Annotated in this window: 15 protein-coding genes and 1 pseudogene; 9 read left to right on the top strand and 7 right to left on the bottom strand. The window is 59.3% G+C overall.

Annotated elements, in window-relative coordinates:
• Positions 1-8: 8 nt before the first annotated feature.
• The 4 genes and pseudogenes from ASD01_RS37645 to ASD01_RS22525 form a co-directional block, all read right to left on the bottom strand.
• Positions 9-232 (bottom strand): annotated as a pseudogene (locus tag ASD01_RS37645) (SOS response-associated peptidase); the annotation flags it as partial.
• Between the two features lie 133 nt (positions 233-365).
• Entirely contained in the window at positions 366-1,319 is a 954-nt protein-coding gene (locus ASD01_RS22535) for a Bug family tripartite tricarboxylate transporter substrate binding protein (RefSeq protein WP_244495291.1), read from the bottom strand.
• Positions 1,320-1,520: 201 nt separating this feature from the next.
• Entirely contained in the window at positions 1,521-2,384 is an 864-nt protein-coding gene (locus ASD01_RS22530; protein ID WP_060644457.1) for a fumarylacetoacetate hydrolase family protein, read from the bottom strand.
• 73 nt (positions 2,385-2,457) lie between these two features.
• A complete protein-coding gene (locus ASD01_RS22525) occupies positions 2,458-3,297 on the bottom strand; it encodes a hypothetical protein (protein WP_060644456.1) in 840 nt (279 codons plus the stop codon).
• 266 nt (positions 3,298-3,563) lie between these two features.
• Between ASD01_RS22525 and ASD01_RS22520 the strand changes: the two genes are divergently transcribed.
• The 3 genes from ASD01_RS22520 to ASD01_RS22510 are packed head-to-tail and all read left to right on the top strand — an operon-like array spanning position 3,564 to position 6,687.
• Entirely contained in the window at positions 3,564-4,352 is a 789-nt protein-coding gene (locus tag ASD01_RS22520) for an HpcH/HpaI aldolase family protein (RefSeq protein WP_060644455.1), read from the top strand.
• Positions 4,349-5,224, top strand: coding sequence for an SDR family NAD(P)-dependent oxidoreductase (locus tag ASD01_RS22515; protein WP_060644454.1), 876 nt, complete (start codon positions 4,349-4,351; stop codon positions 5,222-5,224). The genes ASD01_RS22520 and ASD01_RS22515 overlap by 4 nt, the downstream gene beginning before the upstream one ends.
• 11 nt (positions 5,225-5,235) lie before the next feature.
• Entirely contained in the window at positions 5,236-6,687 is a 1,452-nt protein-coding gene (locus ASD01_RS22510) for an aldehyde dehydrogenase family protein (RefSeq protein ID WP_060644453.1), read from the top strand.
• Here the strand turns inward: ASD01_RS22510 and ASD01_RS22505 are convergent.
• A complete protein-coding gene (locus tag ASD01_RS22505; protein ID WP_244495290.1) occupies positions 6,647-7,699 on the bottom strand; it encodes a LysR family transcriptional regulator in 1,053 nt (350 codons plus the stop codon). The genes ASD01_RS22510 and ASD01_RS22505 overlap by 41 nt on opposite strands.
• Positions 7,700-7,876: 177 nt before the next feature.
• Between ASD01_RS22505 and ASD01_RS22500 the strand changes: the two genes are divergently transcribed.
• The 5 genes from ASD01_RS22500 to ASD01_RS22480 all read left to right on the top strand — a co-directional run bounded on the left by ASD01_RS22500 (position 7,877) and on the right by ASD01_RS22480 (position 13,209).
• The gene (locus ASD01_RS22500; RefSeq protein ID WP_244495289.1) at positions 7,877-8,860 is read left to right on the top strand and encodes a Bug family tripartite tricarboxylate transporter substrate binding protein; all 984 of its coding nucleotides are present in this window, start codon (positions 7,877-7,879) and stop codon (positions 8,858-8,860) included.
• A gap of 87 nt (positions 8,861-8,947) precedes the next feature.
• Positions 8,948-10,429 carry an aldehyde dehydrogenase gene (locus tag ASD01_RS22495; RefSeq protein ID WP_060644452.1) on the top strand — a complete coding sequence of 494 codons (1,482 nt, stop codon included), beginning with the start codon at positions 8,948-8,950 and terminating at the stop codon, positions 10,427-10,429.
• A 53-nt stretch (positions 10,430-10,482) separates the two neighbouring features.
• On the top strand, positions 10,483-11,226 hold the full coding sequence (locus tag ASD01_RS22490; RefSeq protein WP_060644451.1) for an SDR family NAD(P)-dependent oxidoreductase: 744 nt from the start codon (positions 10,483-10,485) through the stop codon (positions 11,224-11,226).
• 16 nt (positions 11,227-11,242) lie between these two features.
• The gene (locus tag ASD01_RS22485) at positions 11,243-11,704 is read left to right on the top strand and encodes a tripartite tricarboxylate transporter TctB family protein (protein WP_060644450.1); all 462 of its coding nucleotides are present in this window, start codon (positions 11,243-11,245) and stop codon (positions 11,702-11,704) included.
• 11 nt (positions 11,705-11,715) lie between these two features.
• Complete coding sequence (locus ASD01_RS22480; protein WP_060644449.1) at positions 11,716-13,209, top strand: tripartite tricarboxylate transporter permease; 1,494 nt, start codon at positions 11,716-11,718, stop codon at positions 13,207-13,209.
• Between the two features lie 274 nt (positions 13,210-13,483).
• Here the strand turns inward: ASD01_RS22480 and ASD01_RS22475 are convergent, their stop codons facing one another.
• Both ASD01_RS22475 and ASD01_RS22470 read right to left on the bottom strand, forming a co-directional pair.
• On the bottom strand, positions 13,484-14,464 hold the full coding sequence (locus ASD01_RS22475) for a PDDEXK family nuclease (protein ID WP_060644448.1): 981 nt from the start codon (positions 14,462-14,464) through the stop codon (positions 13,484-13,486).
• A 199-nt stretch (positions 14,465-14,663) separates the two neighbouring features.
• Positions 14,664-14,963 (bottom strand): YciI family protein, encoded by a 300-nt coding sequence (locus tag ASD01_RS22470; RefSeq protein WP_060644447.1) that lies wholly within the window; start codon positions 14,961-14,963, stop codon positions 14,664-14,666.
• A 359-nt stretch (positions 14,964-15,322) separates the two neighbouring features.
• Between ASD01_RS22470 and ASD01_RS22465 the strand changes: the two genes are divergently transcribed.
• On the top strand, positions 15,323-15,550 hold the full coding sequence (locus ASD01_RS22465; protein WP_060644474.1) for a hypothetical protein: 228 nt from the start codon (positions 15,323-15,325) through the stop codon (positions 15,548-15,550).
• The last annotated feature ends 335 nt before the right edge of the window (positions 15,551-15,885 follow it).

Below are 15,885 nucleotides of genomic sequence, written 5' to 3'. Positions count from 1 at the left end.
GGACTCAGGAGCTTCTCGGCTCTGGTTTCGGCGGCCTTCTTGAGGATATAGAACGGAGTCGGCCGACCCCGGCGCGTGTGGTCGAGTTGCTTGCGGCCGTCCGCCGTGTTTGCGGACTATCGGTGCCGTCCGGGTCGACCTGGTACGTGGGCATGAGGTTGATCAGTCCCTCGACCATCGACAGCCCGTTTCGAACCCAGTCCTTGTCGTCCATGCAGGTGAGATTGCACATCCGAGCGGCTTCCTGGCCAGCGTGCCGACACGGTAGACGATGCTCTAACAGCGGTGCCGAAATAGATGTGCTTCGTTGCGAGCTCCGTCCTCAAGATGGGCTGCCCGGCCAGGCAGCCCATTCTATGCTTGCTCTACTCTCCGAGGGTGACCCCCAGGTCGCGGATCAACGGCTGCCAAACTGCCTTGTCTTCCTGCCAGCGCTTCTGGAAGGATTGAGGGTCGCTCGGCGGCATGCCCAGTCCCAACTGCCCGTAGCGCGATTTGACGGCCGGATCCTCTAGCGCCTTCGCGAGAGCATCGCTCAGTCGGTTGACGGCTTCGTCAGGGGTATCGTTCGGCACGACCATCGCCTGCCAGGCGACGGCTGAAAACCCCGGAAGCGCCTTTTCGCCGAAGGTTGGGACATCGGGAAGCGCGGGAAGGCGGGTCGAAGAGAAGATAGCAAGAGGTCGCAGATCTCCTGAACGGATCATCTCACGGGCGGTGGTGTAGTCGATGACAATGCTTGGAACGACACCGGCGAGCGCATCGTTCAGGGCAGGCGCCATCCCGCGGTATGCGACATGCTCGAGTTTCACGCCCGCTTCGCGCGCCATCCTCTCCACTGCGAGATGCAGCGGTGATCCAATGCCGGGGCTCGCGTAGGCTATCGGGACGGACGCCGTCTTGGCCTGGCTCAGGAATTCCTCGACCGTCTTGTAGGGTTGGTCCTTGCCGACCGCGAGCAGGAAGTTCACTTCAGCGTAAACGCCGACCGGCCGGAAGTCCTTGTCCGGATCATATTGCAGCGTGCGGTAAGCTACCGGATTGATCACCAGCGTGCCATTGTCGACCGACATGACAGTCAGGCCGTCCGGCTTTGACTTGGCCAAGGCGGCCGCTGCGATCGAACTGCCGGCTCCCGGGCGGTTGTCAACAATGATCGTCTGATCGAGCGTCTTCGAGATCGGCGCTGCAAGAAGCCGAGCTATTGCATCCGTAGACCCTCCAGGCGGATAACCGACAAGCCAACGGATTTGGCCGTCGGCGGCCGAGGCGTGCGTTGTGGTCAGCGCAACCCCCAGCGCCATCGCCGTTGCGATCAATCTTCGTCTTGCTATCTGAGACCAGTTCATTTGTTCCTCCCTGAGAACAGTCGTGAAATGAAAATCCCTCCGAAACGCACTGAACTCCTCATTTCGGCCGGCCGTGAAAGACAACTGCCGGCATTAGTCCGCGCCATCGCACGAACGGGCCAGTTGGTCCGCTCGTCGAGCCAGCCGCGTTTCGGAAAATGCGAAGCGGCGTTATGCGAAGGTGTTGCTCAGTGACCCGATGCCCGAGATCGTGATTTCAACGCGATCTCCGGCCTTGAGGAACCTGGGCGGCGTAAATCCGATCCCGACGCCCGCGGGCGTGCCGGTAGCGATGACATCGCCAGGCTGCAGTGTCAGACCCGCGGAAATAGCCGCGATCAACTGCGGGATCTTGAAGATCAGATCGCTGGTGTTTGCTTTCTGCCGGACTTCACCGTTTACCTTGCATTCGATATCAAGGTTGGCCCCGTCAATCTCATCGGCGGTGACGATCCAGGGGCCCATCGGACAAAACGTATCGAGCCCTTTTCCGGCAAGCCATTGCTTGTGATTGCGCTGGCGATCGCGCGCGGTGACGTCGTTGACGATGGTGTATCCCCAGACGTGCTGCATCGCATCGGCTTCCGCGATGTTGCGACCGGGCTGACCGACAACGATGGCCAATTCAGCCTCATAGTCGACAGCCTGAGTTGCCTGCGGGTGCATTTCGACGACAGCATCCGGACCGATGACGGTGCTCGGCGGCTTTGAGAAGATTGCAGGATAGGCATCGATTTCCTGCCCCTTGACGGCGCCCGCCTCGAAGCCACTGCCCGCGAACTCCTTGGCGTGCTCGTAGTAGTTCTTGCCGACGCAGAAGATGTTCCGCTCAGGTATGATCGGTGCCACGAGCGTAACCTCGGAAAGAGGCAGTCCTGGCCCGGATGCTGCAGTGAAGCTGAAACCCGACGCGCTGAAGCGGATGAGATCCGCCATGCTCGTCAAATTGGAATCGAACGGGTGAACGGTGCCCGCAGCGTCGTTCACGACGCCAAGCAAGACCTTACCGTTATTCGAGAATCTGGCGACTTTCATCGTACGTCCTTTAGAAAATGAGGCTCGATGCCGGCCTGATCGTTCAGGGCGGCATTCGGAGCAGGCTCGGTTCTCAGAACCGGGGGAGGCGAATGGCCAGAAGCAGAGCGTCTTCCGTCGCCGTGATCTCGGCGGGTGCGTCCGTCGGAAGAAGTTCGATCCCGGTCTGCGGGCCGTAGGCCTTGCCATCGACGGTGATCTGACCCTCGCTCAGAAACAGGATCTCGATCGCGGTCCGGGTCTCCGTATTGAACGTCGCGCCTGCTTCAATCTTGACAAAGCCGAGCCGCATTTCGCGTTCCGTGAAAACGCCAAGCGTTTTGGTCGAAACGCCTGGGGTACCCGACTGCAGCCAAGGACTCGACTCCGGATACATCATGACGACGTCGTCATAGCGAGGTTCCGCAAACTCGAGCTTCTTGCCCGTTGCCTCCTCGACGCACGCGGCCGAACCGTCCTTGTTGTGCTTGTTTCCCTGGTCGTCGTACCAGGTGAAAACGCCGTTCTTGAATTCGCCCTTCTTTTTGAGCGCTTCATTCGCGGCTTCGCGTCTCGCCACGCTGAGGAAGCCCTCACCGCTGGCGCCCCCGAATTGAATGACCATCATTTCAAGCCCTTCCGGGCGGTCCTGCGGACCATAGTGGACGCTCTCGGGGAAGTAGGCCACGGTGCCTTCCTTCATGACCTTGTGAGGCGACACCGGGTAGCTGCCCTTAAGAACGTAGCGGACCTGATCGAAGTTGTGACGGTGGCGTGGCGTGCCCCATCCCCCGGAACCAGTGCGTCCAACATTCAACAGGTAGTTGTTCGGAGAGTCGTCGTCTCCGGTCAGCAGAAACTTCTGGTCCAGCTTGCCGTCCCGCATGCTGCCGACGCTTCCGCCCTCGGCTTTGGCTGCTTCTGAGATGCGCATATCATCCTCCTCGGTTCGCGAAATCAGGTGTGTCTAGTTTTAGGAGACGCAGCCGATCGCGGGAATAGGCCGATTTCCGAGGGTATAACTTATGTTATCGCCTTAAGATGTAGGGCGTTTATCCTGATTGATTCCGGGCGCCTGCCGCTTCAAATTTAAATCGCAGCGAAAAGCTCATGGCGCTCGCGTCATGGTGCGCGAGCACATCTTAAAATTGTAGTGGACGGCGGATGGGAGGCATTCGGCGTAAGAATGGAGATCTGTCAATGTCAGAGCCGAGTGTCAGCTCCGCAAATCCGTTGCTTGCCAAGATGGCTGCAGGGAAACTTACGGTCGGTATGATCGTACGTCTCATCAGAGGCGTGGAGATAGTAGCGATCGCCAAGACCGCAGGCTTCGATTGTCTCTTTCTGGACCTCGAACACAATAGCTTCTCGCTTGAGACGATCGGCCAGATCTGCATAGCCAGCAACCTGGCAGGGATCACGCCGCTTGTGCGTGTCGTCGATAGCGGCCATGCGTCGATCACCCGGGCCCTCGAATGCGGCGCCATGGGGGTGATCGCTCCTCAAGTTGAAACCGCCAAGGACGCTGTTGCCGTGGTCCAGGCCGCAAAGTTTCCCCCGCTCGGCCATCGCTCTATCGCTCCGTGTCTGCCGCTTCTCGAATTCCGCCCGACACCAGCAGTCGAAGCAATGCAACGCATCAATGCGGCGACGATGGTCGTGATCATGGTGGAGTCGCTGGCGGCGCTCGACGCGATTGACGAAATCGCGGGGGTCGATGGCGTCGATATGCTTCTCGTGGGCGCAAACGACCTGTGCAACGCGCTCGGGCTCCCGGGGCAGATCGAGCATCCGACTGTTCGGGCGGCCTTCGCGCGTGTGGCGGATGCCTGCAAAGCCAATGGGATCTACCTCGGCGTTGGCGGGCTCGGATCGAATCCCGAACTTGCAAAGGAAATGATTTCGCTTGGCGCCCGCTACGCGACTGCGGGAGCCGATGTAACATTCTTCACCAATGCGGCCATGGCGCACGCAAGGAAATTCCAATGACCAAGATCACCAGCGAGCTCGAAACACGAGCCGTTTCAGCATCTTCCGAACCCGACGATACGGTCGTCCATACGCCACAGGATTCGGGTGTACCAGGATGGGCCCGTGATTTCAGCGTCGTCGACCGGGTTGTGCTCATAACAGGCGCGGGGCAAGGGATCGGACGAGAGCTTGCCCGGCAGTTCGCAGCTTCCGGCGCCACGCCCGTCGTTGCAGATCTCAATCTGACAAATGCTCAGAACGTACGAGACGAGATCGTTGCAAGCGGCGGGAAGGCAAGCGCCCTGCAAGTTGACATTGCCGATGCCGGATCGGTCGACATCCTCGTAAAGTCGGTGATCGCCGAACACGGTCGCATCGACGTCCTGATCAACAATGCGGCGATGTTTGCGACGCTCGACAAACGTCACTTCGAAATGATTCCTCTGGACGAATGGGACCGCGTCATTCGTGTCAACGTGACGGGACCATTTCTATGTGCTCGCGCCGTGGCGCCGCTCATGCGCTCGGCAGGCTGGGGAAGGATCATCAATGTTTCGTCCGACGCTGTTCCAAAGGGCGTCCGAAATTATCTGCACTACGTGACGTCGAAGTCCGCGATCATCGGGATGACCAACGCTCTGGCGCGTGAGTTGGGGTCTGATGGCATCAACGTCAATTGCATTCGCCCGGGGCCGGTCGCCACTGAAGTTGAAAGGGCGGTCAACCCGACGCTCGACCTCAGGCGCCTCCAGTTGTCGCAGCAATGCATCCAGCGCGGGATGGTGCACACAGATCTCGTCGGCTTGATGATCTTCCTGGCAACCCCCGCTGCGGGTTTCATCACCGGTCAGACGATTGCCTGCGACGGCGGCTACACCCACAGCAGTTAAGGGACCGAAACATGCGCGAATACACCAAGTTATTTATCGACGGGCAGTGGGTTCAACCCTCCGTTCTAAAGACCGTGGAGCTGTCGGATCCAACAACCGGTACGCCATTTGCAAAGGTCGCGATGGGTGGAGTGGAGGACGTCGACCGGGCAGTTGCGGCTGCGCGACGCGCCTTCACAGCCTATTCCCAAACATCGGTTGCCGACCGCATCGCCCTGTTTGACCGGATCATTGCTGCATACGAAGCGAGAATGGACGAGCTGTCGGCCGTAATCGCGGAAGAAATGGGCTGCCCAGTCAGCGCGCGCGTGCAGGTCTCGGGCCCGCTCACGCACTTTCGTCAGGCCCGGATGGTTCTTGCGAGCTACCCCTTTGAATCCCGCATTGGCGACACAATTGTCCGCCGGGAGCCCATTGGCGTGTGCGGCCTCGTGTCGCCGTGGAACTGGCCGATCCAGACGCTGACGGTGAAAATCGCCTACGCCCTGGCTGCTGGCTGCACGGTGGTCTGCAAACCGAGCCAGGTCACACCGATCAGCGCAATCCTGCTGACGGAGGTTCTGGAGGCGGCCGAAGTACCGAGGGGCGTCGTCAACCTCGTCCTGGGGGAAGGAGCGACAGTCGGCGAAGCTCTTGCCGGCCACCCGGACGTGGATCTGATTTCGTTCACCGGCTCGACTGGCGCCGGCGCACGTGTCGGCGCTGTCGCCGCACAATCGATCAAACGCGTATCGCTGGAGCTCGGCGGGAAATCCGCGAACATCGTTCTTCCCGATGCGGACATAGCAGCCGCCGCACGGTGGAACGTCCAACGATGCTTCTTCAACACCGGTCAATCCTGCCATGCTCCGAGCCGACTCTTGATCCCGCGCCATAAGATGCCGGAAGCCCTGAGGGCAATGCGGGAGGAAGTCAGCGAGATCCGCATCGGGGATCCTCGTGATCCGGCGACGAGCATGGGTCCCATGGTGAACCGGGCTCAGTTCGACCGCGTCCAGCGCTACATTGAGATTGGACTTGAAGAAGGTGCGACGCTTGTTTGCGGGGGACCTGGCCTGCCCGACGGCCTTAGCAGAGGTGCGTTCGTACGGCCCACGATCTTTGCAGATGTAACGCCTGAAATGACGATCGCTCGCGAGGAGATCTTCGGCCCCGTCCTTGCCGTGCTCGCCTATGACGACGAAGAGGAGGCAATTTCAATCGCAAACGAAGGTCCGTTCGGGTTGGCCGGCTATGTCTTCTCCGGGGACGCCGAGAAGGCTTACCAGGTCGGAAACCGACTACGCGCCGGGCGGGTTTTCTATAACGGTGCAGCAGCCGATCCCGCTTCTCCGATGGGAGGCTACAAGCAGTCCGGCAATGGCCGAGAAATGGGAATCTTTGGCTTGGAGGAATATCTCGAGGTCAAGGCTGTCTTCGGTTTCAAGGAGCGGGCACAGGGGCTTCTGCCTCTAGCTTCGTGACAACGTCTTCTGGCGGCGCGCTGGCCTCGAGCGCCGCCCTTTCTTTCTCCCGGGCGGACAGCTCTTGTCCGACGGAACCGACGAGTGAGACGAGGTCACGGCTTGGTTCATCAAGCTGGTAGCCTTCGCGGAAGAACACCGCGATGTTGCGATCAAGGACCGGATCGGTGACGTCCAGTCGGCACAGTCGCCCCTCATCCAAGTCGACGCGCACCGCGTGGGCTGGGAGGACGGCCAGATGATCGCCATTGACCACAAGGGACTTCAGCAGCGTGACCGAGCCGCAAACCGTCATTTGCTCGGGCGGAGCGACATTGGCTTTTTTCAATGCCGCATCAAGGATCACATGCGATCGCCGGGCCGTCGGACAGACCCACGGATAGGAGACGAGCACCTCCCATTGGAGATTGCGTTCAGAGGCCAATGGGTGCCCCGCGCGAGCGATAACGCAGAGCTTGTCACGGAAAAGAACGCGCTGGCGAAGTCCGTTTTCAAGGTCGTAGCACTCCGTAAAGCCGAAAACGAAGTCGAACTCCCTGCGAAGCAGCCCGGTGAGCAAGTCGATCTGTGGAACCTCGACGACTTCCAGCTCTCGCTCCCGGTGGATGTCCCGCCAACGGCTAAGAGCGATGGGCATGATGGAGCTGGCGAGGCTCGGAAGGCTGCCCACTCGGATGATGCCCGGGTTCCCACCTTGCGCGCTAAGCAAGGCGCGCGCGGCCAGGCTGATCTCGTCTCGGATCAATCGCGCATGGCAATATAGGATCTCGCCTGTGGCGGTCGGCACGACACCGGACGGGCCTCGCTCAAGAACCCGCATTCCAAGCTCTTCTTCAAGCCGGTTCATCGAGGTGGTGAGAGCCGGCTGCGACATGTCCAGAGCCTTGGCAGCGCTTTTGAGGCTGCCATGTTCGATGATCGTTGCCAGATAAAGAATTTTCTTGGGATCAATCCTCAAGCCGCTCACCAACCGCACCTCCTCAATTTCAGTTGGAACAAACTCATCCAGCACGGCCTCGCGTGACTTGTCACACTACTCTGAATGCTGTCTCCCGGGAAGGGAGGGATAAGTCTATGTTATACCCTATGGCCGTTGGCAGCGGTCTTGTATGGCGCCACGGCGGACTGTCGAATACAGTTTTTCTCAAGAGATGCCGTGTGGAGGCGGCGCCTAGTTTAGGAGGAAATCATGATCATCAACCGTAGAAACTTTCTCGTCGCTACATCAGCGGCAGCGGCTCTGACCTTACCGCTTGCACGATCCGTCTTCGCTCAGGAGAACTATCCGAGCCATCCTGTCAGTTTCATTATCGGCAATCCGCCAGGCGGAGACGATGATACGCTCAGCCGCTTCCTGGCGGAGCAGATTCGCGCGGATCTCGGCCAGACGATCATCGTCGACAATCGCGGCGGCGGTGCAACGACCGTCGCGGGCAACCTTGTCGCCTCGTCCGATCCCGATGGGTACCGCATTCTCTGCCTGACAACGTCGGGTATCGTGCAGACCGTACTGCGCGACAATCTCCCCTACAACCTTGACAATTTTGCACCGATCGTCGGCATTGGCGGATATCCCATGGCCTTGGTCGTTTCCGGGCAATCCGACATCAAGACGATGGACGACTTGATCAAGGTCGCCAAATCTCCTGAAGGGATAACGTTTGGTAGCGCCGGTGCAGGGACCCTTGCGCATCTCACGGCGGTGCGCTTCATCAAGGAGATTGGCGGCAATGGCGTACACGTCGCCTTCAAGAACAACCCCGAAGGACTGCAATCGCTCGGCGGCGGCTTCATCCAGATGATGTTCCCGTCAGCGCGTGAGGCGGCAACACTTTCCGCGAACGGCCTTCTCCGAGTCCTTGCGGTCACGTCGCCGGAACGAACTTCGAACCTGCCGGACGTCGCCACCATGCGCGAGCTCGGTCATCCGGATATCGACAGCATGCTGTGGTACGGATACATGGCGCCCAAAGGCACTCCGGATGCGGTCGTACAGCGTCTGTCTGATGCAATTTCCAAGGGCGTCCAGAGCGAAGCGTTTCATCAAAAGTTTCAGCCTCTCGCATTCCAGGAGCAACTGCTGACGGGTGGAGCTTTGCGAGAGTTTATGACGGTGCAGGCGCAGCGTTGGCAGACGGTGATCAAGGAAAACAACGTCAAGTTCACCGACTGAACGATGATCGCCGAGCCCCCGGACCAGCAGTCGCCGGGGGCGCGGCACCCAATGGCTTGAGGCGAAGAAGCCTCAGAAGGATGTTCAATGAAACGCTACCAGATGTTTGTCGCCGGCGACTTTGTCGATCCGGTGGACGGCGAATTTTTGGCAACCGCAGATCCCTATCGCGGAGAAGATTGGGCGCAAATCCCGCGCGCGAAACCTCATGACGTCGATCGCGCGGTGCGCAGCGCTCGGAGCGCGATGACTACGGGACCTTGGTCGAAATTCACGGCGACCCAACGCGGGAAGCTCCTGAACGCGATTGCCGATCTGGTTGAGAAAAACCGGGATCATCTGGCGGAGATCGAAACCCGCGACAACGGAAAGCTCTTGCGCGAAACGCGAGGTCAACTTGGTGCAATTGCAGAGTGCTGGCGCTACTATGGAGGCTTGGCCGACAAGATCGAAGGGCACTCCATCCCCATTGAGAAGGCTGACGCACTCGCTTTCACGACCCGGGAGCCAGTTGGTGTGGTAGCGGCTCTGACGGCCTGGAATTCTCCGTTGTGGTTTGCTGCCATCAAGTGTGCACCTGCGATGGCCGCAGGCTGCGCCGTTGTGGTCAAGCCCTCGGAATTCGCTTCGGCAAGCACGCTGGAGTTTGCCGCCCTGGTCAAGGAGGCCGGTCTGCCCCCGGGAGTCTTCAATGTTGTCACGGGCCTTGGCCAGGAAGCGGGGTCGGCCCTGGTTGAACACCCCGACGTGGCGAAGATCACCTTCACGGGCTCCGACGTTACCGGCGCGAAAGTGTATGAAACAGCAGCGCGAGCGATGAAGCGCGTATCGCTTGAGCTTGGCGGAAAGTCGCCGAACATCGTTTTCGCGGATGCGAATCTGGAGCTTGCTGCGGCTGGCGCGGTTTCAGGAATCTTTGGCGCATCCGGCCAGATGTGCACGGCAGGCTCACGACTGCTGGTGCAAAGGTCCATTCTCGATGACTTTACCGATCGGTTGCTCAAGCTTGCTCGCAACATCCGATTGGGCGATCCCATGGATCCGGAAACAGATGTGGGGCCGATTGCCACTCCTCCCCAGTTTCAAAAGGTCATGGACTACTTGGCTGTCGCGCGGGCCGACGGAGCGCGGTGCGTTCTGGGCGGGAAGCCGGCGCTTGGGCCTGGCCTGACCGGCGGCCAGTTCGTGGAGCCCACGGTGTTTGCTGATGTCACGAACCAGATGCGCATCGCGCAGGAGGAAGTCTTCGGACCAATCCTCTCCATCATCGCGTTCGACACGGAGCAAGAGGCGATCCAGATCGCGAACGAGATCGACTATGGCTTGGTGGCCGGCGTTTGGACGACCAATATGGGCCGGGCTATCCGGATGTCGAGAGCGCTCGATGTTGGAACTGTGTGGGTCAACACCTACCGCGCCTACAGCTACATGGTGCCCTTCGGTGGCATGAAACGGTCCGGTCTTGGTCGCGAGAGCGGCATTGAGGCTGTCAACGAGTATCTCGAAACCAAGAGCGTGATTATTTCGGTCGCTGAGGAGGCACCCGACAATCCGTTCATCATGCGGTAGCGGGGGCGTCTCCGACTATCGCATCCGTTTACCTGCGGCAGGGAGGCCGTATCATGAACGAACAAAACAACACCGGCGGCAGTCGGCGGCTTGCAGGCCGCCGGATCCTCATCACAGGGGCCGCCTCGGGGATTGGCAAGGCAACCGCAGAGCTTTTCGCCGTGGAGGGCGCGCTTGTAGCCTGCCTGGATCGCAACGCCGCTGCGGTGACTGAAGTTGCAAGCACAATCGGCGGGTACGCCATTGCAGCCGACATCACTGACGAAGGTGACATCGCAAGGGCGGCGAACCGGGTTCACGACAATCTCGGCGGGATAGACGGTCTCGTGAATGCAGCCGGGATCATGGCGACGGGCTCCATCCAGGACATGCCCGTCGCACTCTGGCGCCAGATCATCGACGTGAACCTCATCGGGACGTACCTCGTTACGAAGAGCTGCGTGCCGTTCCTGCAGGGCAGCGAGACAGGTACGATTGTCAACATCGCCTCGGCCCAGGGATTGCTGCCGAACGTCGCCAACCACACCGCCTACGCAGCGTCGAAAGGCGCAGTGGTCAACCTCAGTCGCGCGCTCGCCGCCGAGCTGTCTCCCCAGATCAGAGTCAACGCTGTCTGTCCCGGCATGGTCGATACGCCCATGGCGCTGGGCAACGGAGGCAAGGCGGACAACTACGCGATGAAACGCGTCGCTCGGCCAGATGAAATCGCCAGCGCCATTCTATTCCTTACGAGTCAGGAATCTTCGTACGTCACCGGCGCCGCGCTCGCGGTCGATGGCGGACGATCGTTCCACTGACTGGAGGCACCAGACGATGAGCAAACAAGTCAACGCCAAAGACATCGCGAGCGGAGTTATCCTGCTGCTGCTGGCGGCGATCGGCATCTACATCAATCTTGATTACCAGCTAGGGACGGCCAGCCGAATGGGGCCAGGCTACATGCCACTTGTCGTGCTTGTCGCCCTCGGCGTGCTGGGCATGGGCGTTCTTCTGGCTGGGTTCTATGGCTCCCCGGAGCGCCTCGAAAAATGGGCCTGGCGCGAAGTCGGCTTGATCCTGGCAGCGCTGTCGATCTTTGGCGCGATGCTTGAAGATATCGGCATGGCCGCGGCAACGGTGGCGCTGGTTGTCATCAGCGGATTGGCTGACCGTACCCAGACGCTGAAGGGTATTGCGGCACTGGCGGTCGTCCTTGTGGCGATCTGCTGGCTGGTTTTTACCTGGGGACTGCAGATCAGCGTGCCGTTCCTTCCTTCGTTTCTCACCAATCCCTGAGGTCTGCACAGATGCTTGACAATCTCGCGCTCGGGCTCTCGGTAGCCTTCACCTTCCAGAACCTGGCATTCTCCTTTGTCGGATGCGTCATCGGTACCGCGATTGGCGTTCTACCGGGGGTAGGCCCGGTGGCGACAATCTCGTTGCTCCTGCCACTGACGTTCGGACTGGATCCGATCACTTCCATGATAATGCTCGCCGGCATCTACTACGGGGCGCAGTATGGCGGATCGACCTCAGCGATCCTGCTGAACCTCCCGGGGGAAGTGACCGCGGTCGTCACGACACTCGAGGGGCACAAGATGGCCCGTGCGGGCCGAGCCGGAGCGGCGCTTACAGTTGCCGCGATCGGATCCTTCTTTGCCGGGACCGTGGCCACGCTGGTCGTGGCCGGCGCAGGTCCGCTTCTGACTACGGTCGCGATGGCGTTTGGCCCGGCCGAATACTTTTCGCTCATCTTGCTCGGCCTGATCGCCGCGACCGTCCTCGCCCATGGCAACATTCTCAAATCCTTGGCGATGATCGTTCTCGGCGTCCTTTTCGGGCTGGTGGGGACCGACCTGCAAAGCGGCCAGATCCGTTTCACTCTTGGATTCCCTCAACTGTTTGAAGGCGTCGGCTTTGTGCCGTTGGCGATGGGTCTCTTTGGCATTGCTGAAATCATCCGCAACCTCGAGTGTCCGGAAAACCGATCCGGAACCGTGTCGCGCGTCGGCAAACTGTGGCTGACGAAGGACGAGTTCTCACGGTCGGTGCCTTCGGTCCTGCGCGGTACTGCATTGGGTTCGTTGCTGGGCGTGCTGCCCGGGGGTGGCCTCGCGCTCTCAACGTTCGCGTCGTACATGCTGGAGCGCAAAGTCTCTAAGCACCGGGACGAGTTCGGCAGCGGGGCTATCGAAGGCGTGGCAGGTCCAGAAAGCGCGAACAACGCCGCCTCTCAAACGTCATTCATTCCAATGCTCACACTCGGGATACCGGCCAATGCGGTCATGGCGTTGATGATTGGCGCTTTGATGATTCAAGGGATCCAGCCAGGGCCGCGGATGATCGACGAGCAACCGACCCTTTTCTGGGGACTGATTGCGAGCATGTGGATTGGCAATCTGATGCTGTTGGTCATCAACCTCCCGCTGGTCGGCGTGTGGGTTTCGCTTCTCAAGGTACCTTACAAATACCTCTATCCTGCAATCCTCGTGTTCTGCGGCATCGGGGCCTATTCGGTAAACAACTCCGCCTTCGACGTTTATCAGACGGTGGTATTCGGTCTGATCGGTTATGCCCTCATCAAGCTGGAATTCGAGCCGGCTCCGTTGTTGATCGGCTTTGTGCTTGGACCGATGCTGGAAGAGTATCTGAAGCGGGCGATGGTCCTGTCGCGGGGTGACGTCAGCGTGTTCATCGATCGCCCCGTGAGTGCCGTGTTCCTTGCGCTTGGGGCACTTGCACTCGCCGCGATGATTTTGCCGAGCATTCGTCGGCGAAAGGAAGAGGCTATCGCGGAGTAGCCGCAATACCGCCGGGCATCACACCAGAAACGCCGGAGCCGAACATGCTCGTGCATGTTCGGCTCCGGTTTTTGTTCGTCGTTCGCCCGTCACTGGCAAGAGCGCCTCTGTTGGTCGACGCTGGCGCGGGCGATCGTGGACACTCTCGGATTCGTTGGCACCAAGCGCGGCTGCATCGTATGGATACGCCTATGGGTGGAGCGGAAGGTGTGAGCAGCGTGCCGGCATGCGTTGCCGAACTCAGTCATGGAGATCGCCTGGTGGGCGAACTCACCTAGAACGGAACTTCATCAGCTCCGCCGAGCGGCTGTATCGCGACAGCGCCAGACGGCAGCGGAATATTTGATACAACGAACAGGTTCAGAATGTCCTCACGGTCCATGAACATGATCTGCGATCGCCTGCTTGCATCGAGTTTGTTCCCAAGCCAGTTTCTTGCCTGTTTCGTTATCTCGCCTCCTGCGACGATGAACGCGTGATCGACGAGAACCCGGCGGTTCACCTCCGGATCGAAGATTTCATGGCCAAGCATCATCGTGACCTGATTGTGAATCTCGGCGACATTGGCGTTTCCCGCCTTGGTGACCCCGGAGGAGTCGATCTTGCCCTTCTTTGCCTGAAGTCCGAAATAGATCACGTGCATCGTTGGCAGCGTGTAGCGCATCCAGATGTCCTTGCCATATTCCAGTGCCTTGTCAGCGTGGCCGGCGGATGTGATCCGGTGATACCCCAACTGCCTAAACATCGGGAGCAGGATGTCCTCGATGAGCTCGTCCTCGGAACAGCGGTCGAGGAACGCAGCCAATTCCGCGCGCTTCTTGACCTCTTCCGGGTGGAACGGACGATGTGGGTTCGATAATTCCGAGATCCGCTTCGTCGCTATATGACGAAACTGAAGCGTTGAGGTGTCGTCGAAGAATGCCTCGTAGCCCTCTCGTCGCAACGGAGCGTTGAGCGTCGCAAGTGCAACGCTTCTGTCCGCGTCACCTTCAACGGCATCCGATCTGTCCATCAGGACGCGGAACAGATGGGCGAACCTGCTTGGCAACGAATGCTGTTGGGGGGAGCCTTCTGCCAGAAGCTCGGCCAGACGTTCCGCTGTCCATGCCCATCTCGTCGAGCCGTTGTGTACAAACGATAGATTGCAGTCTTCGAAGAATTCGGTGATGTACTTGCTGGAACGATACGGGAAGCCTGGCAGATCGCCTATTACGCACTCGGCCAAGGCACGCAGATTTCTTGACTTGAACTGCATTCGACGTCCCAGATCGTCTCTTTGGAGCGAATATAGTGCAAGTAGAGCGCCACACAAAGCCTCCCGTAGGCGATGTATCGTCTGGGGCTGACCAGGATAGGTGATCACCGGATCCTAATGAGAGATCCGATCGCACTCGCCGTACCGTATGCGGGAGTACGGCGAGAACTTCGACCGCCTAAGCTTCCAAATTCTGGACTCAGGTAGAAATCGGCTTGTGATCAAAAATGAACTTGCGCCATCGATCGATTGTGTAACTCGTGAATATCCCGTTCAGGAAAAATGGGTCATTTTCGATGTAGTCGACCGCATCCTGCCGCACTTCGGAATCGAGAATAATCAGGCCACCATTTGGAAAGTCGTCGTCATCCGGAAAGAGCCCTCCGCTCGCGATAATGCGGGGTGCATTGCTCTTCACGTACTCAAGATGCGCCGCGCGTAGTTCTCTTTTTCGCTCGAGGACACCCGAATCGTCGTGGAACATAATAACGTAAGGCATGTGTGTTCTTCTGACCTCGCTGCAACACCCAATGATATTGACCAGTTCTGTCGTTACCTTCGTAACGGTTGTGGGGCAACAATTCAGACAATCTGGGTATAACGTCACGTTATCTCCCAAGATAAGGCGACTGCGGTTCTGCACCTCAGAGCTGACGCTGCGACTGGCCACAGCCGAGGGACGTGCGGCTTTCGGGCGGGAGATCGAGGCCGAAACCCGAGCGACTGCGACGAGAGGGAAAATCTAATGTACGGACTGACTCCCTACTTGGTGGGAACATAATAAGAACATCGGCGATGCGGCCGCCACCTGAAAAATACCAAGATGAAACACTCCAGCGCGTGCGGGAGGGAGAAATTATGTCCGCAGCCTACCGACAAACCGAGCTCGAGGAGCAAGCTGAAGTGATCGACGAGGTTGCCGCGGCCATGGCCTGGCATGATGGCGACGCGCAAGCGACCATTCGGACCTTGCTGGCCGACTGCCAGCATCTTCGCCAGCAATTGGCGTTGGCCGAGATCTCAATGAGCCTCGGCTTTGCCCGGGGCTGGCGCCCGTGTGCTGACCGGACGGAGGATGCGCAATGAGCGACGAACCCGATACGGCAAAGACAAGGACGAACACAGGTCCTTACGTCCATTACTGCCTGGAACCGGGTTGCAGCAAATGGGGCGGTTTCGGATTCACAGTCGGGAAGGGGGAGCCCCAGTGGTACTGCTTCGAGCACCGACTCCAGGTATGGCCGCCAGCAAAGCAGGCAGCCTAGATACGAGTTTCATGACCCCGTAACCCCGACAATTGACGGCGACGTTGTACCTTTGGATTGAATAGCACCGAGATTTGTAGACGCCTTCTTTCCTAATTTTGAGGCAAGAAGAGCATCATGAGCAAATCGAATTTCAGCGAAGAGTTTAAGCGTGAC

It is taken from the genome of Ensifer sp. Root423, assembly GCF_001426275.1.
Classification (GTDB): Bacteria; Pseudomonadota; Alphaproteobacteria; order Rhizobiales; family Rhizobiaceae; genus Ensifer; species Ensifer adhaerens.
Note: the sequence above shows the minus strand (reverse complement) of the source record. Positions and strands in the feature narration are given on the sequence as shown.

Coding starts and splice junctions, on each gene's coding strand:
- ASD01_RS22465 (WP_060644474.1), top strand. CDS start 15,323: ATGTCCGCAGCCTACCGACAAACCGAGCTCGAGGAGCAAGCTGAAGTG.
- ASD01_RS22485 (WP_060644450.1), top strand. CDS start 11,243: ATGAGCAAACAAGTCAACGCCAAAGACATCGCGAGCGGAGTTATCCTG.
- ASD01_RS22500 (WP_244495289.1), top strand. CDS start 7,877: ATGATCATCAACCGTAGAAACTTTCTCGTCGCTACATCAGCGGCAGCG.
- ASD01_RS22495 (WP_060644452.1), top strand. CDS start 8,948: ATGAAACGCTACCAGATGTTTGTCGCCGGCGACTTTGTCGATCCGGTG.
- ASD01_RS22510 (WP_060644453.1), top strand. CDS start 5,236: ATGCGCGAATACACCAAGTTATTTATCGACGGGCAGTGGGTTCAACCC.
- ASD01_RS22470 (WP_060644447.1), bottom strand. CDS start 14,963: ATGCCTTACGTTATTATGTTCCACGACGATTCGGGTGTCCTCGAGCGA.
- ASD01_RS22520 (WP_060644455.1), top strand. CDS start 3,564: ATGTCAGAGCCGAGTGTCAGCTCCGCAAATCCGTTGCTTGCCAAGATG.
- ASD01_RS22525 (WP_060644456.1), bottom strand. CDS start 3,297: ATGCGCATCTCAGAAGCAGCCAAAGCCGAGGGCGGAAGCGTCGGCAGC.
- ASD01_RS22490 (WP_060644451.1), top strand. CDS start 10,483: ATGAACGAACAAAACAACACCGGCGGCAGTCGGCGGCTTGCAGGCCGC.
- ASD01_RS22475 (WP_060644448.1), bottom strand. CDS start 14,464: ATGCAGTTCAAGTCAAGAAATCTGCGTGCCTTGGCCGAGTGCGTAATA.
- ASD01_RS22530 (WP_060644457.1), bottom strand. CDS start 2,384: ATGAAAGTCGCCAGATTCTCGAATAACGGTAAGGTCTTGCTTGGCGTC.
- ASD01_RS22515 (WP_060644454.1), top strand. CDS start 4,349: ATGACCAAGATCACCAGCGAGCTCGAAACACGAGCCGTTTCAGCATCT.
- ASD01_RS22480 (WP_060644449.1), top strand. CDS start 11,716: ATGCTTGACAATCTCGCGCTCGGGCTCTCGGTAGCCTTCACCTTCCAG.